Origin of the sequence: Streptomyces sp. S.PB5, from assembly GCF_030403745.1 — a bacterium.
Classification (GTDB): domain Bacteria; phylum Actinomycetota; class Actinomycetes; order Streptomycetales; family Streptomycetaceae; genus Streptomyces.
In genome coordinates this window covers 1-21,968 of sequence record NZ_JAQMWP010000037.1, presented here as the reverse complement: position 1 = coordinate 21,968, position 21,968 = coordinate 1, and the positions used below count along the sequence as shown (strand labels likewise).

27 protein-coding genes and 2 pseudogenes are annotated in these 21,968 nt (G+C 68.7%); 10 read left to right on the top strand and 19 right to left on the bottom strand.

Annotated features, from left to right (window positions below):
* Nucleotides 1-110: 110 nt before the first annotated feature.
* From PH203_RS47660 to PH203_RS47645, 4 genes and pseudogenes are all read right to left on the bottom strand, one after another.
* Complete coding sequence (locus tag PH203_RS47660; RefSeq protein WP_289929019.1) at nucleotides 111-665, bottom strand: hypothetical protein; 555 nt, start codon at nucleotides 663-665, stop codon at nucleotides 111-113.
* Nucleotides 666-799: 134 nt separating this feature from the next.
* Nucleotides 800-934 (bottom strand): hypothetical protein, encoded by a 135-nt coding sequence (locus tag PH203_RS47655; protein ID WP_289929018.1) that lies wholly within the window; start codon nucleotides 932-934, stop codon nucleotides 800-802.
* Nucleotides 935-1,171: 237 nt separating this feature from the next.
* A pseudogene (locus tag PH203_RS47650) lies at nucleotides 1,172-1,338 on the bottom strand (pentapeptide repeat-containing protein); the annotation flags it as partial.
* A 263-nt stretch (nucleotides 1,339-1,601) separates the two neighbouring features.
* Nucleotides 1,602-2,534, bottom strand: a complete 933-nt coding sequence (locus PH203_RS47645; protein WP_289929017.1) for an NAD(P)H-binding protein — start codon at nucleotides 2,532-2,534, stop codon at nucleotides 1,602-1,604.
* Nucleotides 2,535-2,536: 2 nt separating this feature from the next.
* Between PH203_RS47645 and PH203_RS47640 the strand changes: the two genes are divergently transcribed.
* Both PH203_RS47640 and PH203_RS47635 read left to right on the top strand, forming a co-directional pair.
* Complete coding sequence (locus PH203_RS47640; RefSeq protein ID WP_289929016.1) at nucleotides 2,537-2,947, top strand: helix-turn-helix domain-containing protein; 411 nt, start codon at nucleotides 2,537-2,539, stop codon at nucleotides 2,945-2,947.
* Nucleotides 2,948-3,289: 342 nt separating this feature from the next.
* The gene (locus PH203_RS47635; protein WP_289929015.1) at nucleotides 3,290-3,934 is read left to right on the top strand and encodes a dihydrofolate reductase family protein; all 645 of its coding nucleotides are present in this window, start codon (nucleotides 3,290-3,292) and stop codon (nucleotides 3,932-3,934) included.
* 144 nt (nucleotides 3,935-4,078) lie between these two features.
* On the opposite strand, the gene PH203_RS47630 is transcribed toward PH203_RS47635, so the two are convergent.
* From PH203_RS47630 to PH203_RS47610, 5 genes are all read right to left on the bottom strand, one after another.
* Nucleotides 4,079-4,510 carry a hypothetical protein gene (locus PH203_RS47630; RefSeq protein WP_289929014.1) on the bottom strand — a complete coding sequence of 144 codons (432 nt, stop codon included), beginning with the start codon at nucleotides 4,508-4,510 and terminating at the stop codon, nucleotides 4,079-4,081.
* A gap of 110 nt (nucleotides 4,511-4,620) precedes the next feature.
* Nucleotides 4,621-4,971 carry a hypothetical protein gene (locus PH203_RS47625; RefSeq protein WP_289929013.1) on the bottom strand — a complete coding sequence of 117 codons (351 nt, stop codon included), beginning with the start codon at nucleotides 4,969-4,971 and terminating at the stop codon, nucleotides 4,621-4,623.
* Between the two features lie 831 nt (nucleotides 4,972-5,802).
* On the bottom strand, nucleotides 5,803-6,027 hold the full coding sequence (locus tag PH203_RS47620; protein ID WP_289929012.1) for a hypothetical protein: 225 nt from the start codon (nucleotides 6,025-6,027) through the stop codon (nucleotides 5,803-5,805).
* A gap of 274 nt (nucleotides 6,028-6,301) precedes the next feature.
* Complete coding sequence (locus PH203_RS47615) at nucleotides 6,302-6,754, bottom strand: DUF5707 domain-containing protein (RefSeq protein ID WP_289929011.1); 453 nt, start codon at nucleotides 6,752-6,754, stop codon at nucleotides 6,302-6,304.
* Nucleotides 6,755-7,150: 396 nt separating this feature from the next.
* Nucleotides 7,151-7,831, bottom strand: a complete 681-nt coding sequence (locus PH203_RS47610) for an NAD(P)H oxidoreductase (protein WP_289929010.1) — start codon at nucleotides 7,829-7,831, stop codon at nucleotides 7,151-7,153.
* Between the two features lie 104 nt (nucleotides 7,832-7,935).
* Between PH203_RS47610 and PH203_RS47605 the strand changes: the two genes are divergently transcribed.
* The 3 genes and pseudogenes from PH203_RS47605 (at nucleotide 7,936) to PH203_RS47595 (ending at nucleotide 9,648) form a co-directional block, all read left to right on the top strand.
* Entirely contained in the window at nucleotides 7,936-8,877 is a 942-nt protein-coding gene (locus tag PH203_RS47605; RefSeq protein WP_289929009.1) for an AraC family transcriptional regulator, read from the top strand.
* A gap of 182 nt (nucleotides 8,878-9,059) precedes the next feature.
* A pseudogene (locus PH203_RS47600) lies at nucleotides 9,060-9,311 on the top strand (pyridoxamine 5'-phosphate oxidase family protein); the annotation flags it as partial.
* 169 nt (nucleotides 9,312-9,480) lie between these two features.
* Nucleotides 9,481-9,648 carry a hypothetical protein gene (locus PH203_RS47595; protein ID WP_289929008.1) on the top strand — a complete coding sequence of 56 codons (168 nt, stop codon included), beginning with the start codon at nucleotides 9,481-9,483 and terminating at the stop codon, nucleotides 9,646-9,648.
* 251 nt (nucleotides 9,649-9,899) lie between these two features.
* Here the strand turns inward: PH203_RS47595 and PH203_RS47590 are convergent, their stop codons facing one another.
* The 4 genes from PH203_RS47590 to PH203_RS47575 all read right to left on the bottom strand — a co-directional run bounded on the left by PH203_RS47590 (nucleotide 9,900) and on the right by PH203_RS47575 (nucleotide 13,315).
* A complete protein-coding gene (locus PH203_RS47590) occupies nucleotides 9,900-11,039 on the bottom strand; it encodes an MFS transporter (RefSeq protein ID WP_289929007.1) in 1,140 nt (379 codons plus the stop codon).
* Nucleotides 11,040-11,264: 225 nt separating this feature from the next.
* Nucleotides 11,265-11,456: a hypothetical protein gene (locus tag PH203_RS47585; RefSeq protein WP_289929006.1), complete on the bottom strand. Its 192-nt coding sequence runs from the start codon at nucleotides 11,454-11,456 to the stop codon at nucleotides 11,265-11,267.
* Nucleotides 11,457-11,575: 119 nt separating this feature from the next.
* On the bottom strand, nucleotides 11,576-12,277 hold the full coding sequence (locus PH203_RS47580) for a type 1 glutamine amidotransferase domain-containing protein (protein ID WP_289929005.1): 702 nt from the start codon (nucleotides 12,275-12,277) through the stop codon (nucleotides 11,576-11,578).
* Between the two features lie 180 nt (nucleotides 12,278-12,457).
* On the bottom strand, nucleotides 12,458-13,315 hold the full coding sequence (locus PH203_RS47575; protein WP_289929004.1) for an SDR family NAD(P)-dependent oxidoreductase: 858 nt from the start codon (nucleotides 13,313-13,315) through the stop codon (nucleotides 12,458-12,460).
* A 197-nt stretch (nucleotides 13,316-13,512) separates the two neighbouring features.
* On the opposite strand from PH203_RS47575, the gene PH203_RS47570 reads away from it, so the two are divergent.
* Complete coding sequence (locus tag PH203_RS47570; RefSeq protein WP_289929003.1) at nucleotides 13,513-14,391, top strand: helix-turn-helix transcriptional regulator; 879 nt, start codon at nucleotides 13,513-13,515, stop codon at nucleotides 14,389-14,391.
* Between the two features lie 690 nt (nucleotides 14,392-15,081).
* Here PH203_RS47570 and PH203_RS47565 read toward each other — a convergent pair.
* The 5 genes from PH203_RS47565 to PH203_RS47545 all read right to left on the bottom strand — a co-directional run bounded on the left by PH203_RS47565 (nucleotide 15,082) and on the right by PH203_RS47545 (nucleotide 17,576).
* A complete protein-coding gene (locus PH203_RS47565; protein ID WP_289929002.1) occupies nucleotides 15,082-15,258 on the bottom strand; it encodes a hypothetical protein in 177 nt (58 codons plus the stop codon).
* A 360-nt stretch (nucleotides 15,259-15,618) separates the two neighbouring features.
* The gene (locus PH203_RS47560; RefSeq protein WP_289929001.1) at nucleotides 15,619-15,801 is read right to left on the bottom strand and encodes a DUF397 domain-containing protein; all 183 of its coding nucleotides are present in this window, start codon (nucleotides 15,799-15,801) and stop codon (nucleotides 15,619-15,621) included.
* Nucleotides 15,802-15,810: 9 nt separating this feature from the next.
* Nucleotides 15,811-16,665: a helix-turn-helix transcriptional regulator gene (locus tag PH203_RS47555; RefSeq protein WP_289929000.1), complete on the bottom strand. Its 855-nt coding sequence runs from the start codon at nucleotides 16,663-16,665 to the stop codon at nucleotides 15,811-15,813.
* A gap of 7 nt (nucleotides 16,666-16,672) precedes the next feature.
* Nucleotides 16,673-17,197, bottom strand: a complete 525-nt coding sequence (locus PH203_RS47550) for a DUF6879 family protein (RefSeq protein WP_289928999.1) — start codon at nucleotides 17,195-17,197, stop codon at nucleotides 16,673-16,675.
* Nucleotides 17,157-17,576, bottom strand: coding sequence for a hypothetical protein (locus PH203_RS47545; protein WP_289928998.1), 420 nt, complete (start codon nucleotides 17,574-17,576; stop codon nucleotides 17,157-17,159). Before PH203_RS47545 ends, PH203_RS47550 begins: the two co-directional genes overlap by 41 nt.
* A 191-nt stretch (nucleotides 17,577-17,767) precedes the next feature.
* Between PH203_RS47545 and PH203_RS47540 the strand changes: the two genes are divergently transcribed.
* The 4 genes from PH203_RS47540 (at nucleotide 17,768) to PH203_RS47525 (ending at nucleotide 21,177) form a co-directional block, all read left to right on the top strand.
* Nucleotides 17,768-18,139, top strand: a complete 372-nt coding sequence (locus PH203_RS47540) for a hypothetical protein (RefSeq protein ID WP_289928997.1) — start codon at nucleotides 17,768-17,770, stop codon at nucleotides 18,137-18,139.
* 794 nt (nucleotides 18,140-18,933) lie between these two features.
* The gene (locus PH203_RS47535; protein ID WP_289928995.1) at nucleotides 18,934-20,061 is read left to right on the top strand and encodes a radical SAM protein; all 1,128 of its coding nucleotides are present in this window, start codon (nucleotides 18,934-18,936) and stop codon (nucleotides 20,059-20,061) included.
* Nucleotides 20,058-20,225, top strand: a complete 168-nt coding sequence (locus tag PH203_RS47530) for a hypothetical protein (RefSeq protein WP_289928993.1) — start codon at nucleotides 20,058-20,060, stop codon at nucleotides 20,223-20,225. The genes PH203_RS47535 and PH203_RS47530 overlap by 4 nt, the downstream gene beginning before the upstream one ends.
* Nucleotides 20,226-20,307: 82 nt before the next feature.
* Nucleotides 20,308-21,177, top strand: coding sequence for a GNAT family N-acetyltransferase (locus PH203_RS47525; protein ID WP_289928991.1), 870 nt, complete (start codon nucleotides 20,308-20,310; stop codon nucleotides 21,175-21,177).
* A 183-nt stretch (nucleotides 21,178-21,360) separates the two neighbouring features.
* Here the strand turns inward: PH203_RS47525 and PH203_RS47520 are convergent, their stop codons facing one another.
* Nucleotides 21,361-21,819 carry a hypothetical protein gene (locus tag PH203_RS47520; protein WP_289928989.1) on the bottom strand — a complete coding sequence of 153 codons (459 nt, stop codon included), beginning with the start codon at nucleotides 21,817-21,819 and terminating at the stop codon, nucleotides 21,361-21,363.
* Nucleotides 21,820-21,968 lie beyond the last annotated feature (149 nt).

The following is a 21,968-nucleotide window of genomic DNA, read 5'->3' as shown; positions in this document are numbered from 1 at the left end:
CTTGAGACCGTGGCCCTAGTGCTGGTCACCGCTACTCAACCCGACGGAACCCGCTACCGACCGGTCGACCGTCAAGTGCGGGCTCGACGGCGTGGCCGGGCAGGGACGGATTACGGCGTGGGCGGCTGTTCGGAGTTGAGGCGGGCAAGCGTCGCGCTGAACGCCTGTTGATCGGCCGCGAAGTGGCGGGCCCGGGTCCACCAGAAGCCGAAGAACTGGCGCTGTACCGGGGTGGTCAGCGCGAGCAGCAGCTCCCGTTTGGTGGCCTCGTCCCGCTCCGACAGGACCACGCCCCGGGCACTGGCCGCGTAGGAGACGGCGAAGTCTTTGTGGCGCTGCAGGGGCCAGCTGCCGGCATACACGGCGACGTTGTCGACCATCCAGCGTGTGGCGTCGTCGAGCTGCTGCAGCCACCGTTCCCGCTCGCCCTTCATCCGGTCCCGGAGTACGGGCGTCCAGTCCGGGACGTCGAGTGGGGTCTGTTCCAGGAGAGTGCAGGTCGCCAGGACCGTGATGAGGTGGGTTCCGAAGGTGTCGCGGGCGGTGTGGGCCTCACCGATCCGCTTCTTCCGGGCATCCAGCCGGGGAGTGACCACCAAGCCGGTCGCGGTGGCGGCCACCACGGCGGTGACGGCGGTCAACGCGAGGGTCGAGGCGAGGTTCATGGCGCACATGCTCCCGCATGGCGCGAGCCGAACACGGCCCGTTCGGTTCGGCGGGGCGTCACACTACGAGCCCCGAACACGTACATGAGCGCACACAGCCAGAAAAGATGACATCGAGCAGTCGTCTAGACCCTCTACTCGGGAAGCTTCGGCGAGTTGCTGCGCAGCCACTCCCCTGCCCACTCCCGGACTTCCTCGGGCTGGGCACCGCTCGCCTTGGCGAGCGACAGCAGAAGTAGCTCATTGAGGTACAGCTGTCCGCGGATCACGTGAATGGGTTCAACCCTTGTCTCAAGTCGATCGTGACGTGCTCCAGGACGTCGCCCGCTACCTGTCGGTCCCTCCGCAGCGTGAGCGCAACCTGCCTGCAGTTGCGGACTGCGTCAGCTGGTGGCTTCATCCGCGCGCCGGCCTGCCGGTAGGAGACGGCGAGGTTGCCGCGGACGGTGACCGCGTCGGGATGGTCGACGCCCAAGACGCGCTCGCTGTCGGCCAGCACCTGCTCGCAGGCGAGTAGCCTCCCGCAGCGCACCGTCCTCGTCGACCCGCTGGCGCCGGTAGGCGACGACCAGCGCGACCAGGGCGCCGGTCCCGGCGACCACGCCGAAGGAGAGCTTGACCAGGTCGAAGAGGGCGTGGAGTCGATGCGATGCTCGGGCTTGAGCCCGCGGGCGCCCCACCCCTGACACCGCGTCACCCCAGCGCAGCCACCGGCTGCTTCCGATCCCCCTCGCCACCCCGAAACGGCCCCGGCCCGCCGGGCCGCCGCTTCGCCACGGGGGCTCGCCCATGCCCGGCTCCCCCCTGCCCGAACCCGCCGCCCGCGCCGCGCTCGCTGATAGGGCTCTTTGAAATTGGCTCTGTCCGCAGTTCCGTGGATCCCCAGATCAGTGAGGAGATCCACGTAGCGGGGCGGGCGCCTCCGCGGTGCCAGGGTCAGTCGACCAAATCGGTGCGGTGCGCTGCGAAGTAGTCGGTGAGCGGTGTGGCGGGCTCGCCGGTGAGTCGTGGGACGGTGTGGGTGGTGATGTCGTACCAGCCATTGCGTTTGGCGATGCCGGCGGTGCTCCAGCCGTGAGCGAAGTGCTCGGGGATTCCCTGATCGACGAGCCGCTGGGGGTGTTCGGCGTCGGACACCTCCTCGCACCGCACGCGGTGGCCGGTGGCCTCGGTCAGCGCAGCAGCGATGTCTGTGTCGGTCACCGCCTCGGGCCCGGTGACCTCCAGGATCTCGCCCTGGCTGCCTCCCTCGGCCAGGACGGCGGCGGCCACGGCGGCGCTGTCGTCACGGGTGAGGTGGCCGATGCGCCCGTGACGACTGTTGCTGGGAAGGACTCCGGTGGCTACGGCCCGGGGGGCCACGCCGATCAGGGTCAGCATCTCGACCCAGACGTTGAAGCGCAGGACCGTAAAGGGCAGCCCGGAGTCCGCCAGCATCCGTTCCGTGGCCCCGTAGTCGGGGACGAGGGGATTGGGGTGTCCTGGGTCGCCGGCGCGGGTGATGGAGGTGAAGACGATGTGGCCTACACCCGCCTTCACGGCGGCGTCGATCGCCCGGGCGTGCCTGGGCAGCCGGTCGTCGGTGCCGATGCTGATGATCAGCAGCCGTTCCACGCCGTCGAGAGCCCGTACCAGCGTGTCCGGTTCGTCGAAGTCGCCGTGGCAGGTCTTGACGCCCAAGCCGGCACTCCTGTGCGGGGTGCGGGACAACGCCAGGACGCGGGCGGCGTCGGTACGCTGGATGAGATGCCGGACAGTCAAACTGCCCAGGTTTCCCGAGGCTCCCGTCACTGCGATCACTACAAGCTCCTTTGCCGGGTGTCTAATCTGATGATCGGTGAGCGCGCGTCGTCTCGTAAGAAGGCACATTGATGTCACCCCTGCCTGAAACCTCGGCACCCGAACCCGTCGTCGGCATCACGGTCCCGGTCACCGCCGACGACCACGAGCGGTGTCCGGCAACGGCGCTGCTACGCCGTGTCGGCGACAAATGGAGCCCGCTGCTGCTGTCGCTTCTGGCGCAGCGCAGTCATGGGTTCAACGAGCTCGACCGGTCGGTCCAGGGCATCAGCCGCCGCATGCTGGTACGCACGCTGCGATCGCTGGAACGCGACGGACTCATCAGCCGAGCCCTCCATCCCGGCACACCGGTGCGGGCCGAGTACGCCCTGACCGACCTCGGCCGTTCGCTGCGAGAACTGCTGATCACGCTCGGCCAATGGGCAGTCGCCCACGAGACCGAGATACAGACAGCACGCGCCCGATACGACGCCGGATCCTGACCCGCTCACCACACACCTGCACCGACACCGAACACCCCAGCGCCCCTCCGAAGTACGCACACCAGCACCCAAGCCTCAACGCCTCACACAACCGCAGCCAGAACCGAATACGCGGATCCCCATCAACGCCGCGGCCGGCGACCTGCAAAGCGGGCTGAGACCCCATCGTTGAACCGCCCAGCCGTCCACGTGCGCAACGGCCACACGGTCAGCGAGGCCGCTTCCTGACGCCCCCTCGGAAAAAAGCTGCGGGCCGCTGTCGATCTGGCCGCGTCCGATTCGACGTCATGATGTGCGGCGCCCCGCCACACAATGACCCGACAGGACCTGACGAGGAAACACGTGGATCAACTGCTGAGAGTCATGAACTTCAACGTCTCGAGTGACGGAATCGGTGCCGGCGAGCACCAGAGTCTCGACAGACCGTTCGGCCACGACCATCCCGAGAGGCTGTTCTCCTGGGCCGGAGCCACGGCGAGCTGGCCCATGCGCACGGATCCCGGCGGGAGTCGGGGCCTCGACGACTACTTCACGCGAGACTTCGCACGCAACATCGGCGCCGAGATCATGGGCCGCAACAAGTTCGGGCCCCAACGCGGGCCCTGGCAGGACCACGAATGGCGCGGCTGGTGGGGGCAACAGCCCCCCTTCCGCACCCCGGTGTTCGTCATGACCCACCACACGCGTCCGTCGTTCACGCTCTCCGACACCACATTCCACTTCGTCGACGGCGCCCCGGCCACGGTCCTCGAACAGGCGCGGGAAGCGGCACAGGGCAAGGACGTCCGACTCGGCGGCGGAGTCACCACCATCCGGCAGTTCCTCGACGCCGGCCTCGTCGACACCCTGCATGTGGCGGTCTCTCCGGTAAAGCTCGGGTCGGGACTACGACTGTGGGAATCCCCCGACGAGCTGCTCGACCGGTTCCACCTGGAGACCGTGCCCAGCCCGAGCGGCGTGACGCACCACCTGTTCTGGCGAAGATGACGCAAGAGCCCCCTCGGATCCGGCTGAAAGGCCGGCCAGGCACTCGACACAAAGACAGGTTCTGACCCCCTGTCCGGCTGCGAGCCCCTTCATCGCGGCCCACTCAGCCGGGCAGTCGGTACGGATCTCCGCGACCGTGCACCGTCACGACGCGCCGCCTTTTCGCCACTCGCGGGCACCGGCCTGCCGCATCACGTTCTGGGCAGTGGCAGCGTCGGTGAAGAACGGGTGCACACGCTGGACATAGTCGACCAGACCCTGGAGAGACTTCCTCAGCTGCCTCAGGTTGCGGGCACTGTAGGAGACACCGCCGCGCTTCTCCACGACTCCGACCGCCATGGCCAGCGGCTCAATGTCCAGTGTCAGCATGATGGTGTCCGTCTCGGTCATAGCACTGCATCCCACCGTGCCCTCCGATTCGTTGAGACGGAGTCGGTATTCGACAACAGCGCCCTTGTAGTCGGAGCACGGCATGATCTCATCGCTCTCGTCGGGACCGGTGAGTCCCAGGCCGGCCACCGCGGGGGCACAGGCCGTTCGGACCTCCTCGAAGAAGACCTTCGCCGTCGGAACCACGAGGCACCTCCTGCACGCGGTGATCTGGGCCGGTCAGAGACTGACTCTAGACACTCCCCGAAGGTCACCTGCCCTGCGCCAGCCATATCCCCGGTCCCGGGCACCCGGCGTCACACTGCTGCTTGCCCGGGCTGTGACGCGACAACTGAGCAGGGAGGCTCTGTGGCGATGGCAGCGAGCAGCGCAACGGCGGTGTCCTGCCCGTCCGCCAAATCCTGCAGCGGGACGGGGACGTCCTCTTGGAGGCCGTCGATGCTGACGTGATCCGGGAGACGTACGGCCTGGTCCTGGGGACAGGCACCGTCGTCGAGCTGCTGGGCGAGCGACTGCTCGGACATGTGCACCTGCTTCTCCCCGACGTCGCCGCCGGCGTGCCCCGGCTCCGGGGCGAATGGAGGCGTACGGCCGAGCACGTCGTGGCCCAGACCGAGGAGCTGCTGGACGCCGGGGTCGATCTCCAAGGTGACCTGTGGGGCCTTGCCGTTCAGTGCCGGGCCCTGCTCTGCCTGCGCCAGTGCCTCCCTCTCGATCAGCCCGGCGGTGGCGAGGCACGCAGCCCTCGCCCCTTACCGCGCCCGCCCGCAAGAACCCCCCCACCCCGTGAACACCACCGTGAACACCACCGCACAAGGCGCGGCGGTGGGGCCGCCCCTACCCAGCACGCAGGCCCTTTTGACGTCGGCGCGAAGTCCTGACCATGGCCACGGCGCAGTTCGAACACGCCAACGGGGCCCCTTACCGCGCGCGGCGGGCAGCCGTGCACGCAACCCGAAGGCGGCACTCGGTGCTCAGCCCAGCGTCGCTGTGGCGCTCGTTGTCGCAGCCATCACGACCGTGTCAGCTCCGACCAGCAGCCCGCCCTCCCCCTCAGCCGCAGCCCACCGGCACAAACCCGTTCGGCAGCCGGCTCGATCAGGTGACCCGTCTTCGCGTCCCTCAGGTATCCCTTCCGAGAAGGCTTCTCCCCCCCTTCATGACCCTGCCCGTCCTGGGGATCCGCCGCCGGCTCCTTCATGACCACCGGCCGACTCCCCCAAGGGCCCGCCGCTCGCCGCCCCCCATCCAGCCGCTCACGGTCCGTGCCTCGCAGGCCCTCCGATCCGCTACACTTGATCTTGAGCTGGTCGCCCGAACTCGAGGCAGCCGGCTGCGCGTTGGTGGTCCAAGGCAAGACGTCCCGCTTCCTGCGGGGAGATGCAGGTGCAAGGCCTGCCCGGCGCTCGATAGGCGGAGCCGGTCCCGGTGTACACCGGGACCGGCTCCGCTTCTTTTGACCATCGAGGGTGCGGTCATCACCGGCTCTGGGGGCCCATGCCCCGTATTCGGGTACGGGTGCTCCACCCGGCCTCCGCCACGAAGACCACAACCCGCTTGTGGTCTTCGAAGGGGGTCCTGCGCGCACCGCCACGGCCGGCGCCCTGGCCCTCTCGATCGCTCCAGCCCAGGCACACCTCCGCGGCCGTCGGTCCGTTCAGGCCGAGGCGCCCGGCCAGACCGTCCTCCTGACGGTGCGCCATGATCCGATCAGGCCCCCTCCCCCGCAACCGGGTCCAGGCTCTGCTGATACGCAGGGCGGGCGGCCCGGGCCGAGTAGTTCGGGCAGGGCAGCGTCGCGGTCCAGATGCCCATGCCGTACGTCGCAGGGGATGCCGAGGGCCGCGGTGTCGGGAGGTGTCGGCGGCCCGCTTGTCCGGGGTGCGGGATGGCGGTTCTTGGTCCAGCGCCGAGGACCTCGCCTTCGTCGCCGCCCACGGCCACCGGCGCACCTGGCCGCTCTCGGCAGGAACAAGCTCAGCCGACGGTGAAGGTGGCGCTCTGGTCGGCGAAGGCGGTGTCGCCGTTGTCCGCCGTGGCGAGGGTGGCGACATACCAGCGGCCGGTGGCGGCCTCGGCGGCCTCGGCAGCGCTCACCGTGACCTGATAGGTGCAGCGGGCGGTGTCGCCGCCGGCGGGCGTGCACGTGGCCGGCTCCACGGCGGCCAGCTCCTTCTCGCTCAGCCCCGTCTTCGCGAACGGGCCGTCAGCCGGCCAGGCCAGTACCTTCAGGCTCTTCACGCCGGAGTCCGCCGTGACGTCGGCGGTGAAGGTGAAGGAGCCCGCGCGGTCGTCGGCCGGGGCCGTGTAACGGGCGGTGCTGTGCTCCACCACGGGCGGCTGCTGCCCGGCATGGGCCAGCGCGAACGCTCCCACACCGCCCACGACGACGAGTGCGGCGGCCGAGCCCACGATGATGCGTCCAGACATGTCAGTTCTCCCCCGTGATCGAGTCAGCTCCAGCGGCGCCCTTTGGCCGCGCCGCTGCATCAAGGATCACCGCGCGGGGCCGTCCGGCCGTGAGTACGCATACTCAACTGTGGATGGGGACTTCAGCCCCGGCAGGGCCCCCTGTCACTCAACCCGCCCGCACGCGCGCCCTGCGCGGCCGGGCGATCGTGCACCCGCCGCAGCGACACCCGACACCGACCTTGGCCCCGACACCCGACCGACACCGGCCCCGACACCCGACCCCGACCTTGGCCTTGGCCTCGGCGCCGACGGCAGGCGCCAGTCCCACTACGGCGACGTCCGCGACAACCCGCATCGCCGCTGCGTTATGCGGGCCGGAGCAGCACGTGGCAGGGCGGGAGGCTGTGTCCGTCCTCAGGCCGCCGCCGGTTCCGCGGCCAGGAAGCCTTCCACGGCCTTGCGCGTGCGGCGGTCGAACTCGGCATACTGCGCCTCGCGTTCGGCTCCCGCAACCGCGTCGCCGACCAGCAGATTGCCCTCGGCATCGATGCGCTGCGGGCGTTCCTCGGCGTCGGGGAGCAGGGCGACGCGGGAGTGGGAGAAGCCGCAGTAATAGGCGATGCCCTCGCTCAGGTTGGTCTCCAGCACGGCGTGCATTCCCTCGGTGACGGGGTCGTGGGAGGTGGCGCCGGCCAGGCCCAGCCACAGCATGCGCTTGCCCGCCAGGCGGGGCTTGCTGCGGCCGTAGGCGAATCCGTAGTTCCACACGCGGTCGATCCAGCCCTTGAGGAGGGCGGGCACGCTCTGCCAGTACACGGGGAACACGGCGACGACGACGTCGGCGTCGAGCACGCGCTGCATATGGGCCTGGGCTTCGTTGGAGTAGCGCTTGTCCCGGTTGCCCCAGTCCGGCTGGTCCGCCGCGTTCATCCGCGGGTCGAACCCTTCGGCGTGCAGGTCGAGCAGGTCGACGCGGTATCCGGCGGTCTCGAGGTGCGCGGCGGTACGGCGGGCGGTGGACGCGGTGAGGGAATCGGCCCGGTGGTGTGCGAGGACGACGAGTGCGGTCCTGGCAGTGCTGCTGCGGTGCGGCACGGCTTCTCCTGACGGGTTTCGGTGTGTTCGGCCCGTCCAGTACACCCGTGATCTGTTAGACGATCCATAGGGGAAACGCTCTGCTGCATAGGAGTTCGTCTACGATGGCCTGTGTGGATCCTTTGAGTGCGCTGCTGGGTGGCATCCGGGCCGAGGGCTCGGTCGTCTGCCACGCGGTACTGGAAGCGCCCTGGAGCATCCGCTTCGTCGACGGCGCCCCGCTCACGATGGTCAGCGTGCTGCGGGGCGGCGGCGTTCTGCTGCTGCCCGACGGAGGCGAACGAGCGGTCGGCGTCGGCGACACGGCCGTCGTGCGCGGCCCCGGCCCGTTCCACCTCGTGGACCAGCCGGCCACCCTCGACCGCCCGCACGCCGCATACGACATCGCGTGCTTCGCAGCGGATGCCGAACACACCGCCCACGACCTCGGCGGCATCCGCTGGGGCACCGAACCGGACGGAGCAACCGCACTGATCGTGGGCGCCTACCGCGCCGTGGGCCATCGCCATGAACGGCTGCTCCGCGCGCTGCCCCCGGTACTCGTGATCAACGAGGACACAGAGGTCTGCGCCTGGCTGGAGACGGCTGCCGCCGACGCCGCCCTGCGCTCGGCCGGCTCCCAGGCCCTGATGGACCGGCTGCTGGACTGGGCCCTGGTGTGCACACTGCGTACCTGGTTCGACCAGGCAGGCCCCAAAGCCCCCCACTGGTATCGCAGCCAGGCCGACCCGGTCCTTGCCCCCGCTCTCAAAGCCTTCCACGCCCGGCCCGCCAGAAAATGGACCGTAGAGGCACTCGCCGCCGAAGCCGGCGTCTCCCGAGCCCTGTTCGCCAAACACTTCACCAAGGTGATGGGCCGCCCGCCACTGGCCTACCTCACCCAATGCCGCATGGACGAAGCCGAGACACTCCTGTCCGACACCCACGCCTCCCTCGCCCAGATCGCCAAGCACGTCGGCTACGCCGACGCCTTCGGCTTCAGCGCCGCCTTCAAACGCCACCGCGGCATCAGCCCCAGCACCTTCCGCACCCGCAACACCCCCTGACGAACATGTCACGCCCCCTGCCGCGATTTTCCCCAGGGCTAACGTCACGCGATTCCCCGCCTCTGCGGGACGTCAGGCCGGGTGACGTGCCTGTCGTGCTGCCGTGCTCCCAGGTCGGAAGTCGGTAGGCAACAGGCGTGTGGCACCACAAGATTGGCGAGGTGACGTCTCACAGCTTCGATGTGGACACGTTCCTGCAGCAGCCGCTCACCGCTCGTCTTGCCACGAGCGGGCCCACCGTGCGCCCGGTCTGGTTCTTGTGGGAGGACGGCGCCTTCTGCGCGCTGACAGGCCCGGGGACCCGGTTGTTCGACCGGGTGAAGAACGACCCGAAGGTCACGCCCGTGGTGGACGAATGCGATCTCGTGACGGGACGTGTCCAGCAGGTGATCGCGCGGGGGCAGGCTGAACTCGTGCCGTTCGACGTGCCGCGAGTGGCTAGGGCGGCGCTTTTGGGCTCCCCCCGGGGCGACTTGGGTTCCAGAGGTGGTTGCAGCACCTGACCCTCGGGGTTGTTGCGATGACCACGCCGCGCCGGAAGGGCGGATTTCACCGATTACCCACAAACCAGGGCCACCTCAACTCGCCTCGGCGGGGCCGCTGGTGACCGCCCTGGCCACCGGCCGCACCGTCGTCCTCGTCCCGCTGGCCGACGGCTGGAAGATCCACATCGACGACGGCGCTCCGCCGATCACCCGCCGGAGAACCACGGCACCGCCCGCAACAGCCAAGGATGGCCGGCACGCCGGTACGCCCCGGACGACGAACTGATCGACGTAGCGCCACCCCTGCCCCGACACCGCGGACGAGTGCCCCGCCGACAGCGCGTCCTGCACCCGCCGCCTGACGCAGTGGCGCGCCGAGAACCAGGCCAAGGACCCCGCCCAGGAGTGACCCTTCATGAAACACCGCCCCGGAGCCTGCCGGACATGGCGACACCCACAAGGTCACGCTCAGCCACGTGTCGGTTGGTTGGCCATTCGTTGACGGCACCCCAGATTCCCGACGGAGTCGAGCTGAGTTCATTTTCGGTCTGCCGCAGGCACCCGGTCCCTCCAGAGGACGAGCATGACGCCGACGACGGTGGCGATCAGCATCACGACGGCCGCCAGCAACTGCGTGCCGATGCCGATGCCGAACCAGTCGCTCGCCCGGCCGGCGGCAAGAGTGAAGGCGGCGGCGGGAAGGTAGACGCTGATGCTCAGGCATGCGTTCGCGGCGGCGAGACGCTCGCGCGGCACCGAGGTGTTGAGCAGGGTGAAGGCGCCAAGCTGTCCCGCGCCCTGTCCCACACCGACCAGGACCGCGGCGGTGCAGAGCGCGGCCACCTGGTGCGTGGCGGCCGCCACGAGGAGGCAGGCCATGCCGGCGAACGTGGCGCCGGCGCTGGCGGGCAGCATGTCCCTCACCGGCAGACGGCGGGCCGTGAACTGGATGGTGGTGGCCGCCGCGAAGGCGAGGAAGACCAGCGATCCGGTGGCCAGGGCTCCGGCGTGCGGTTGCGCACTGTGCAGCAAGGAGGGGCCCAGTGCCAGGAAGAAGGACCCGCCGATCAGCCCGGGGGCGTAGACGGCGACGCCCAGAACAAGGTGTGTCAGCTGCGGCCGTGGCACCGCGGGCATCTGGATGAAGCGCCCCTTGCGGCGGGGGCGGGCGGGCAACGGCATCCTGACGGCGACCAGCACGGATGCGGCCAGCAGGACAAGGACGAGGAGGAAGACGGGGCGCACGGGCTCCGCAAAGACGCCGATGACGGCTCCCGCCAGCAGGGGGCCGAGCCCGGAACCCAGCACGATGGCGCTGGAGGCGAGGCGGGCCGCCTGGGCGCGGCGGCCCCCGGAGAGATCGATCACGGCGGCGATGCCGCAGGAGACGACGGCTCCGCCGCTGAGACCGGTCAGCAGCCGCGCGGCAACAAGAGCGGCAACACTGCCGGCCGTCATGAACAGCAGACAGCTCACGAAGGACAGCGCGAGAGCGGGCAGGAGCACGGGCTTGCGCCCCACCCTGTCCGAGGCAGGGCCGCTGACGAGCAGCGAGGTCAGCAGCCCCGCGATGTAGACCACGAAGATCCACGTGAGCGTGGTGTCGGAGAAGCCGATGCGCTGTTGCCAGATCGTGTACAGCGGGGTGGCGGCGTTGGACAGGACAAACAGCGACAAGATCGGCAGGATGGCCAGCCACATCCAGCGGGGCGCAGCGGCGGGTGGGGCCGCAACGGCTTCGGCGGGAACCTGCCTGCCAGCCCGGTTGCGGTGAGTGGAAAGCACATCGGTCTCCATGGGTCCGGTAGGGCGTCGGCGAGCGGAGTCGTCCGGCGCAGGTCTCGGTCACCTGACGCAGGGGGGCGGCGGCGTGCGGCCGGCGTCTGCCTCTGCCGGCGGTGGTCATGCCCGCCCGGCCAGCCGCCTGTTGACGGCGTCGGCCAGAGGGCCGCTGGAAGCCGGGTTCTGGCCGGTCACCAGGTTGCCGTCCTCGAGCACGAACGGCTGGTACGGTGCGCCCTTCTCAAGGCGGGGCCGCAACGGCTTCGGCGGGAACCTGCCTGCCAGCCCGGTTGCGGTGGGCGCAAAGCACATGGATCTCCAGGGGTCCGGCAGGGCGCCGGCAAAGGGAAGCCGTCCGGCGCAGATCTCGGTCGCCCGACGCAGGGGGCAGGCGGCGGCGTGCGGCCGGCGTCTGCCCCTGCCGGCGGTGGTCATGCCCGCCCGGCCAGCCGCCTGTTGACGGCGTCGGCCAGAGGGCCACTGGAAGCCGGGTTCTGGCCGGTCACCAGGTTGCCGTCCTCGAGCACGAACGGCTGGTACGGTGCGCCCTTCTCAAGGCGGGCACCCGCCTGCGCGAGCCGGTCGGCCTGCAGCCAGGGCGCATTGTCAGCGGTGCCGAACAACTCCTCCTCCTCGGTGGTGAAGGCGGCGATACGACGCCCCTCAAAAACCCACTGCCCGTCGGGACCGACCGCGCTGAGCAGGGCGGCGGGGCCGTGGCAGACCGCCCCGATGATCTTGTTCTGGTCGTCGGCGGAGACCAGGACGCGCCCCAGGCCGGCATCCTTGTAAAGATCCACGACCGGGCCGTGGCCACCGGGAAGAACGATCGCGTCATATGCCGCGGCATCGACGTCCTCCAGCTTCAGCAGCGGGCCGAAATCACTGAGCGCCTGCCGGGCATGCGCCACGTAGCGGGCGCACTCCTCCCCGGCAATGGCAGGATCCGCGCTGTGCAGGTCCAACGGCTGCAGGACCCCACCCGGGGAAGCGAAGTCCACAGTGTGCCCGGCCTGCACGAACTTCTCGTGCGGAGCAGCGACCTCCTCGGCCCAGTAACCCGTCGGATACAGCGAGCCGTCGGCCCGCTCCCAGACACCGGCGGCGGACATGACAATCAGGATACGGCCCATCACAGGAATCGCTTTCTCTTCAGGACTCTTCGGGTTTCGGTGCTTCGGGTTTCGGTGCTTCGGTACTTCGGTGCTTCAGGATCCGGTGCTTCGGGATCCGGTGCTTCGGGATTCTTCGGGTTTCGGTGCTTCGGGTGCAGGCCCGGCACAGGGCCGTGATGGCGGCGCCGGAAAGGCGGCTCAGGCCTGGGGGAAGTCCGTGGCGTGGGCGGACACCGCGTTGGCGTCGAGGTCGGCGCGCAGGGCGTCGACCTTGGCGCTGGCGTAGGCGTGGGCGTCGGAGCCCAGCAGCTGGCGCAGGGGGCCGTCGTCGCGGCCGGCGCCCTCGATGATGGCGGCGGCCGCCTTGACGGGGTCCCCGAGCTGGTGCCCCTGGAGCTTGATGTGGTCCTCGACCATGGCCCGTACCGCCGGATAGTGCTCGCAGGTCTCGGCCGGCAGGGCCAGGGAGTCCGGGGTGAGGAAGGAGGTACGGAAGTAGCCGGGCTCCACGACAGTGACCTTGATACCGAAGTCCGCGACCTCGGCGGCCAGCGCCTCGCTCAACCCCTCGAGCGCGAACTTGCCCGCGCAGTACAGGGCCCAGCCGGGCACCGCGGTCAGACCCAGGACCGAGGAGACATTGATGATGCGGCCCGCGCGCTGCTCCCGCATCACCGGCAGCGCCGCGCGCAGCACATGCCACACCCCGGCGATCTGCACGTCGAGCATGTCCCGCACGTCCTGGGCGCTGGTCTCCTCGACCGCCGCGAGGTAGCCGTACCCCGCGTTGTTGACGACGACGTCCAGGCGGCCGAAGCGCTCGGCGGTCTGCTGCACGGCGCTTTCGACCTGCGCCTGGTCCGTCAGGTCCACGCTCAGCGCGAGGAGCCGGCCGGTGTCGGCCGATCCGCCGAGCGCCGCCGTCAGACGCTCGACGGACCGGGTGGTGGCGGCCACATTGTCGCCCCGGGCGAGCAGCTGCCGCACCAACTCCAGCCCCATACCGCGGGAGGCGCCGGTGACGAGCCAGGTGGAGGCAGTGGTGGTGCCAGACATGGGTGATCCTCTTTCCTAGGTGCCGTGATGGGGAGCCGGAGGGTGCTGCTGTTCCGGCGCTGACTCCATCGTCGGCCGCCCAAGCGCGCTCTTCCGGGCCATCACGAGCCCTGCACGCCCTAGGCCGCGGCTGCCTAGGACTGACAGACCCCCCTTTGAGGAGGCCACGCTCGCCGTCCATGGAACAGACTGCTCTCATGGCCTCTGTCAACCGCGAACTCGCGGACTTCCTCAAACGCTCCCGCGCGCAGTGCGACCCCGAGCGGGCGGGACTGCCACCGGACGGGCGCGTGCGGCGCGTACCCGGACTGCGACGCGAGGAAGTCGCCCGCCTGGCGGGCGTCTCCACCGACTACTACGCCCGTCTCGAACAAGGCCGCCCCATCAACCCCTCTCCGGCCGTGGTCGCGGCCATCGGGCATGCCCTGGGGCTCGACGAGGCAAGCCTCACCCACCTCAAAGACCTCATCGGCAGCACCACCGCCCGTCCGGTACCGCGCACCCCCAGCGTTCAGCGCCTGCGCCCCGGCCTCCACCAGCTGCTCAACTCCCTGGACCCGGCCGTCCCCGCCCTCGTCCTCGGCCGCCGCTCCGTCGTCCTGGGCGCGAACCGCATGGCCAGAGCACTGTTCGCGGACTTCGAGGCCATGCCCGCCACAAAACGCAACTACACCCGCTGGCTCTTCCTCGACCAGCACGCACGCACCCTGTTCATCGACTGGGACGTGCAGGCACGCGCCGCGGTAGAAAACCTACGACTCGACGCGGTGCGCGAAGCGGACCGGCAGGCCACCGAAGCGCTCGTCACCGAGCTGAGGCAACGCAGCGAAGACTTCGACCGCTGGTGGCAACAGCACCGCGTCCACCAGCGCACCCACGGCTCCAAACGACTGCGGCACCCCCTGGTCGGCGAACTCACCGTCGAATACGAAACACTCTCATTCCCCGACAGCGACATCACACTGTTCCTCTACACCGCCGAACCCCACTCCACATCCGCTCAAGCACTCAACATCCTGGCATCGTGGACACTCACCACAACCCCGACAGGACCGGAACCCACACACCCCGCATAACACCGACTGATCAACGACCCCAGGTATGAGTAGTTGCCGTAATCACCAACCGCAAATGCGGCGCGAACTGGGAACAAGCCAGCAGGGCCGCCGGAATGACGTGCCAATCAGCCCACGAGAAGCGGGCGCCGGACGAGACGGCATGGGCGGCAAGCGAGCGGCGGGAGCACAACCTGGGTCAACCCGTGCACCCGTTACAGAACACAGCCAGGCCAGACGCGTCATACACCCACAGCCACGACGACAGCGACAGCAACGACAGCAACGACAGCAACGACAGCAACATCACTGCCCGCACAGGGCACACGCCATCACCAACGGCCTGAATACCACGCACCCACCACAGCGAGACCGAGAGAAGGACCGCCCCGAGCCTCCAACGACCACGACCGCGATCCGTGTCACACCCACCCATCACAACAACACAAGCAGGGCGACCGGCCGCCGCGGTACCTGCTCACGCACCCACCGGCGGACCTTCTGGCCGACGCGACGGAATCGGGGCGGTCGGATCCGCGCGCACCCGAAGACCTCCTCGACGCCCTCGCCCGGCACCTGACCTACGGGCGGTACGGACAGCCCCCCGACGGGGATGACATCCCCCGCAAGCTGGTGCTCGCGGAGATGATCGCAGGCGACCGCAGATACCCCTAACCGAGCCGCTGAACGAAGGTCACCAGCCGGCCCGTGTCAGGCGGCCCGGCCGAGGCCGGCGGCGGTCAGACCCTGCTCGCGCGGCGGGAGGAAGTCGACGTCGAGTTTCGGACCGTACACCTCGGACTGGATACCGAACTCGTACGTGAAGTACTCACCGAACCGGTTGATCATGTGCTCCGACCAAGGTGCACCGATCAAGACGAAGGCCATGAGAGTGAGTCTGCTGCCTGACGCCGATCCCGGAGATGCGTTCGCGCAAGCGTCACGCTTCCGGAAGGACCTATTCCACTGCCTGGCCGCGCATAGGGACGAACTGCACTTGAACCGGCGTACCGAGGTCCGTCCGGGCACTCAGGGGAACGAGATCGCCGAGATCCTCCACCATGCCGACTTGGAGATCGGCACGAGCCAGGTGTCGACGTCGCCCTCGACTGAGTCGAGGGCGGCAACGGGCCTGACCACCGGCCGGACGCCAGCGGCTCAGCGTGAAGCCCCGCTCTGCTCGCCGCTCAACGCAAACCGGAGCGCATCGTCCGTCTCCCCACACCGGCAGTCTGACGGCAACTCTCGCTATGCCTTCTTGGCCAGCTCCACGAATGCCGCCCAGGCGGCCGTCCGGAAGGTCACGATTCCGCGGCTGCGCGCCTTCGTGTCCCTCACCATCACCTGGTTCGGTTCGTTGTCGGCCACTTCGACGCAGTTCTCCGTCCCGGTATAAGAGCTGGTCCGCCAGTTGGAGGTCACGGTCTGCATGGCGTTCTCCTAATCGCTCGGCATCTGGTCGAAGTGTTGGGCTGCAGTGAGGATGACGTCTCGGACGGCGGTGCCATAGACGGCGGACTGCTTCAAAAGAGCAAACGCCTTGGCATACAGGTCGATCTCTCGCGGCTGGGTGACGGAGAACTCCGCCGAGTAGGTCTCCACGAGGACGAGCCTGTCGTCGAACATCGAGAACCCGTGGCCGAGCCAGATCTCCGTGGCGGCTGCCCTCGGGACGATGCCCAGGCTCACCCGAGGCAGGCCCATCAGGGCGAGCAGGCGGTCGAGTTGGGCCTTCATCACCTCCGACCCGCCGACGTTGGAGTACAGGGCCTGCTCGCCGAGGAGCACGTTGTAGATCCGGTTGCCTTCGTAGAGGTACCGCTGCCGTTCGAGTCGTTTGCCGACGGCGGCTTCTGTGTCGTTGGGGAACTCCAGGAAGCGGACGGCCTGTTGGAAGATCTCGGCCGCATACTCCGCCGTCTGGAAGGTCCCCCAGACCATGTTGGGATGCCAGATCCTGAAGACCTTGGTCCTGGCATAGACGGGAAGGGACTTCTTCTGGCGCGTCTCGGCGCCCGTCTGAACCTGCCGACGCCACTCGAGCCACAGCTCGTCGATATGCCGCACGGTGGCGATCAGGTCGTCGATGTGCTGCTCTTGCCGGGTCGCCGTGCACCAGGCCCGGATGTCCTGCTCGCTCGCGTTCTGTTTCCCGTGCTCAAGACGGGAGACCTTCGACTCCTGCCAGCCCAGGGTGCGCGCCAGGGCCCGGCCGCTGGTGAATCCGGCGTCTTTCCGGAAACCGCGCAGCCGGCCGCCCAGCGCCTCACGCGTCTCTTGTGCCTGGTTACTCACGGATGGGTCAGGGCTTGTACTCGCGGTGCGGGATCGCCAGGTCCCACAGGAGGTCCCGGACACGGACGCACTCGGCGACCACGTCGGGCATCTCCACCAGCTCGGAGCCAAGAACGCGGCCATCGCCGTCAAAGTGCCCGACGGCCAGGAGCCGGTCGTCCAACAGCCACCAGTCGTTACCCCCCACGGGAAAGACCAACTTGCCGGGAAGCAGGTGGCGCGGCACCCACCGGATCTGTTCGCCGGCCTCCTCGTTGCGCGCTGTGGCGGCGTACTCCCATTGGATGTAGGGCGAGTGCGGCTCGGTGACGACGCGAACCCGCCGGACGGTTCTGCCCTCTGCGGTGACGCGCTTGATCAGCTGCGTCCACGGCTCCATGTACGCGTAGTCGACCGGCTCTCCGCGCCGCCAGCTCTCGTACGGGCCGTCCTCGTCGGGGACGGAGTAGTCGTCCCTCAGTTCCAGATGGAAAGCGTCTGCCGTGAAGGTCTCAAAGAGCCGGTTGCGCTGGGCGCTGGAGATCAACTCCACGCGGTTCCTCCAGTAGGGCGGTGACCGAGGCCCTGGGGACCTCGACCACGGTCTCGTAGTCCGCAATCTCCATCTGGGACAGGGCCTCGGGATCGGTCACCTCCGGGCCCTGAACGACGTACGTGCCGCCAGGCGCCAGGATCATGATCGGGTCCTCGATGCGCCTGAACTCGCCGGCCGCCAGCCCGTCCTCCTTCAGGGACTCGAACAGCTCCGTCGGTACTTCCACTGCCGTCTGCCCCTCGGGAATGTCGAGGTGCATCAGCAGGTCGTTCGCGAAGATCCTCCAGCCCTGGACGAGGTAGGTGTCCCGGTCCGTGGCGTACAGGGTCGGGCAGTCGCCCACGGTGGAGTTCTTGCCAAGGAACCGTAGCTTCATGGCGCTCTCCTGTCTGCTGTCTTGCGCTTGTTTGCGCGACATGACGATGGTGGAGGGCCTGTTCGAGGCCGTCAATCGACTTGCTGCAAACTCGCGCAATCTTCTTGGGGGTTGGAAGGCGGCCGTCCTACGGTCGTGGGCGAACCGGAGCAACCGAGGAAGCCGCACCCGGCCGTACCGAGGGGAGATGCGTGGTGGCCACCGTGACCGACAAGCCCGACGCTCCAGCCGTCGACAGCCCGCCCATCGACGTGGAGTCGATCGCGGACGGCACCGACGCCGCCCTCAGGATGGAGCTGGGCACGTCGACCCGCGAGGAGATCGACACCAGGACGACGGCCATTGTCGCCCAGCTGCATCTGCTGCTGGGCAAGGAGCTCGGCGCCGACGAAGACCCCGCCGTCAAAGACCTGTTCACACAGGCCTACCGACTGCTGGACAAAACGAACCGCCCCACAAAGCAGACCGCGGCCTTCAACGCCTTTTTCTCCATGCGTGACGTGGCCAACCTGGCCCGGCGCCTGCTGTGGATCTACACCGAGCCGAGTCACCATGCGCCCTGATCACCCCATGCTGCTCCACCGTTCGTCCGCGCTGACACACGCCGAGAGCATCCTGACGCCGGGATTCTGGTGCGATTGGCGCCACATGGACGGACGGCAAATCAGCTCCGCCCGATGTCCGACCGCCGCATCAGCCATCCGCTGGGCACGCGTTCAGATCCGCATCATCGCCTCGGCCGTCGCGCCGGACTCCGTGGACCCTCTCGTCGACCGGTCCTACCAGGGCTGGCACGACGCCGTCACAGCCCTAGAGCAGGGCTCCGACTTCACGTTGCCCCTCGTGGCAGAACCATTTTCCTTCGTGTGGCACGCCCGCCCTGCCACCTGCCTCCCCCTCATCGACGACCGGCCCCCGGCTCACCAACGGACGAAGGAGGACCTGTGGGGCTGAGGCCGGAGGAACAAGCCGCTTCGACTGGCGCGACGGCAGCTGCTTCCGATGCGAGCAGACCGGCGTCCCCGTCGCGGAGACCGGCGACATCACGGTGACCGGCGCGACCTTCCCGCTCCTCGCCCGCCGACGCCGTGTGTTCCGGCTCGAACAGCTCCACTGAACGATGAGCGAACAGGCCGTCCGCCGTCAGAGCACCCCCTCGCCCACCGGACCTCCTCCCTCTGCCCACTGGCCCACTGAAACTTCGCTGCCCAGCCCGCCCGCCCACGTCGCATAGAAAGACGGCACGCCCTGAGCAGGCCCCATCCCCCGTCCCCGCTGCTCGAACAGGAGGTTTCCCCCACCTCAGAAGGACAGGTCTCAGCGGAGACGGGGCCCAACCCGGGAAAAGAGGCACAGGATGCACCAGCTGATCGTCAGCCCGTTCCTGGATGGCCACCTGGCCGTCCGACCTGGGAGCGCCGCCTGCGTGCGCTTGCCAACCGAACACTACGAGGAGGTACGGCAGCGGGCCCGGGCCGACGACCGCGTACCCGACTGGCTGGCTACCGCCGCGGCCGAAGCCTGGAGTCTCGACCTGGCCGACCAGACCGTCGGGGCAGCGCTCCTGGTGCGCGAGCCGACCGAACTCGCCTTCGCCCGGGCGAGCTGGGAGATCAACCTCTACTGCAACTTCGGCTGCAAGCACTGCTACCTCGGCGAACGTTCCCTGTCTGGCCTGAGCTGGGAGGAGAAAGTCAAACTGATCGACATCTTCCGCGACTCCGGCGTCCTCTGGCTCCAGATCACGGGCGGCGCACCCACGGTCGACCCCGACTTCGCGGGCACCTACCGGTACGCGTACCGCCAGGGCATGATGCTCACGGTCTCCACCAACGCCTCGCGCCTGTGGAAACCCGGCCTGCTGCGCCTGTTCTGCGATCTCCCGCCGTACCGCGTCGTCGTCAGCATGTACGGCGCCTCCGAAGAGTCTTTCGACGAACTCACCCAGCGCAAGGGCGCCTGGAAGAACTTCCAGAAGGGCATGGCCGCTGCCCGCAATGCCGGCCTGCCGCTACGGGTGTCCGTCGTCGTCACGGAGGACAACGCCCACGAGGTCGACGCCATGGTGGCCGTGGTCAAGGGCTGGGGCCTGGACCACCACGTGTACACCAACATGCAGCCGACCTTCTCCGGCACGGGCGAGCCCCTGCTCGTCCAGTCAACGGAGCACCTGCGCACGCGCCCTGTCTTCCAGGGCTGCAACGCCGGCGTGACCTTCTTCCACGCCGACCCGCACGGCAAGGTCTCGATCTGCAAGATCGGCCGAGATGACCAGATCGACCTCATGGCCGAGGGCATCGACGGTCTGCGTCGACTCGGAGCGATCTCCGATCGTCTGATGCTTCGCACCGGTGGCTGCTCGGGTTGTTCGCTCTCCGGTTCCTGCCGGGTGTGCCGACCGCTCGCCAAGGTCTACCAGGAGGCGGAGGCACCACTGCACACCTACTGCCAGCACGGAGACACCGAGGAGATGGTGCACGCATGAGTCTCGTTCCCGTCGAGATCCAGACCCGCCGCCCGCCGGCCGTCCGCCCGGCTCTCCCTTCCACTCTCGTCGCCACCGAGGCGCTCGTCATCGAGCCCGACGCGGACACCGTGATGGAGGGCAGCGCCTGCTCCTGCGCGGCCGGAGACGACAACCCGAACTGACCTACCCGGTCACGCTCGCTCAGGTCCTGGCGCATCCTGCGCCGGGCCTGAGCCCTGAACACGAGACGAGTACCTTAAGCACATGCGTTTCCGCTGGGACTGGCTGCGTCCCGTGGTGTCGGCGCCCTACGTGCCGACGATCGGACCGGTGCACCCGTCCGTCCTCACCGAAGACCTGTTCACAGACACCTTGATCGCGGCCTCCACCGACCGGTGGTTCCTGCGCTACGACAAGGACATCCGCTGGTCCGACCGCAAGGACGAGACCGTTCTCGCCGAGAACATCGCGCACCGGCCCGGTGAGACCCTGATCCCCACGATGTCCCGGCGGGGCGCCGGAATGGTCAAGGTCCACCTCTACGGCATCGAGCCCGACAGCATGTTCGCGGCCACCGAGCTGGCTCAGAAACTGACCGCCGAGTACGGCGCCGGGAGGGCACGGGTGGTGCGCTTCCTCGGCCCCGAGTCCCCGGACGGCCGCGGGACCCGCGTCCAGCTCCAGGACTTCAAGGCGGCGGTCCGCCCGGCCCCGGTCGGCCCCGTCGGCCCATTCGACGACTGGCCGGCGGGCGTGCGAGACACCTTCGCCGGCTTCGCCGAGGAGATGGCCGCGGACGGCTTCGCCTTCCTCTACGGACAGATGAAGGCAGCGAAGGTCGGCCCCGTCCTGACCGCCGCCCAGGACGGCAGGGTGGTCGGCGCCATCGGCCCGATGGAGATCCGGCCCGACGCAATCGGCACCCCGCAACTGATGCCGCAATACTTCGGAGTCCTCCAGGAGTACCGCGGTCAGGGCTTGGGACGCCTGCTGTGGCGGGCGGCGATGCACTGGGGACAGCGCAACGGAGCCGCGTATCAACTCCTCCAAACCGAAGTCGGAGGAGCTTCGGATCGCCTCTGCCGGTCCGAAGGACTGACGTCGCTGGGCTTCACCTACTGGCAGGACGCTTGAATCCGCCAAGGACCACGCGAGTGCGCATAGCGCGGCCCCACGGACACACCAGGGCTACGCCCTCGGCGACCACGGGCTCCTACCGCCTCGCCCCGTCCCGGGCTACAGCTGCACAGACCGCCTCCACCTGAACGGGGCCAGGGACTGTCACGATGCTCGGTCATGGCCGATCCCTTGCCCGTTCTACCCGACGATGCGCTGAGGAACTGCCAGGTCCTCGTACGCGAACAGGCGCGTCAAGGACAGCGGGTCGTCTCTGGCACAGACAGCGGCAACCGTGTCGATGAGCCGGTCGTACCCGGGTCCGGTCTTGTCTTCGTACGCTGCGGTCATGCGGCCCCCTCCGTCCCAGGGCAGCGTCCCCAGCTTGCACAGCACGGCGGGGTCCCGGACGGCATTGCCGCTGATCTCGGCCCGTCCCCAGGCGTGACCGGTGCCGGTTACCCCGAACACGTCCGGGTCGATCAAGCCGCTGCGGTACTGGACCCATGCCTCGCCCCCGGTCACAAACTCGCCGGGAGCAAGGTCCTCTGGGCGGTCGACGTGGCCTGTGCCCAGGATCTCGGAGTCGATACGCACCCACCGCGCCAGGGCGGTGTCCCAGTACTCGGTGATCCAGTGGTCAAGGCCGCGTTCTGCCACGAAGTAGGTGGCAAAACCGCACCGGGCACGAGCGGCTATACCCCGCATGCGCAAGAGGTTGCGTCCAGGGAAGTGGTGTACGGGTTCGACCTGATCCGGGGGTTTGCTCCGGCATCGGGATGGTGCCCGCATAGTTGAACGGCCACCGG

Coding starts and splice junctions, on each gene's coding strand:
- PH203_RS47660 (WP_289929019.1), bottom strand. CDS start 665: ATGAACCTCGCCTCGACCCTCGCGTTGACCGCCGTCACCGCCGTGGTG.
- PH203_RS47645 (WP_289929017.1), bottom strand. CDS start 2,534: ATGTGCCTTCTTACGAGACGACGCGCGCTCACCGATCATCAGATTAGA.
- PH203_RS47640 (WP_289929016.1), top strand. CDS start 2,537: ATGTCACCCCTGCCTGAAACCTCGGCACCCGAACCCGTCGTCGGCATC.
- PH203_RS47620 (WP_289929012.1), bottom strand. CDS start 6,027: ATGGCGCACCGTCAGGAGGACGGTCTGGCCGGGCGCCTCGGCCTGAAC.
- PH203_RS47615 (WP_289929011.1), bottom strand. CDS start 6,754: ATGTCTGGACGCATCATCGTGGGCTCGGCCGCCGCACTCGTCGTCGTG.
- PH203_RS47605 (WP_289929009.1), top strand. CDS start 7,936: ATGGCCTGTGTGGATCCTTTGAGTGCGCTGCTGGGTGGCATCCGGGCC.
- PH203_RS47585 (WP_289929006.1), bottom strand. CDS start 11,456: ATGTGCTTTGCGCCCACCGCAACCGGGCTGGCAGGCAGGTTCCCGCCG.
- PH203_RS47580 (WP_289929005.1), bottom strand. CDS start 12,277: ATGGGCCGTATCCTGATTGTCATGTCCGCCGCCGGTGTCTGGGAGCGG.
- PH203_RS47575 (WP_289929004.1), bottom strand. CDS start 13,315: ATGTCTGGCACCACCACTGCCTCCACCTGGCTCGTCACCGGCGCCTCC.
- PH203_RS47570 (WP_289929003.1), top strand. CDS start 13,513: ATGGCCTCTGTCAACCGCGAACTCGCGGACTTCCTCAAACGCTCCCGC.
- PH203_RS47565 (WP_289929002.1), bottom strand. CDS start 15,258: ATGGCCTTCGTCTTGATCGGTGCACCTTGGTCGGAGCACATGATCAAC.
- PH203_RS47560 (WP_289929001.1), bottom strand. CDS start 15,801: ATGCAGACCGTGACCTCCAACTGGCGGACCAGCTCTTATACCGGGACG.
- PH203_RS47545 (WP_289928998.1), bottom strand. CDS start 17,576: ATGAAGCTACGGTTCCTTGGCAAGAACTCCACCGTGGGCGACTGCCCG.
- PH203_RS47535 (WP_289928995.1), top strand. CDS start 18,934: ATGCACCAGCTGATCGTCAGCCCGTTCCTGGATGGCCACCTGGCCGTC.
- PH203_RS47530 (WP_289928993.1), top strand. CDS start 20,058: ATGAGTCTCGTTCCCGTCGAGATCCAGACCCGCCGCCCGCCGGCCGTC.
- PH203_RS47525 (WP_289928991.1), top strand. CDS start 20,308: ATGCGTTTCCGCTGGGACTGGCTGCGTCCCGTGGTGTCGGCGCCCTAC.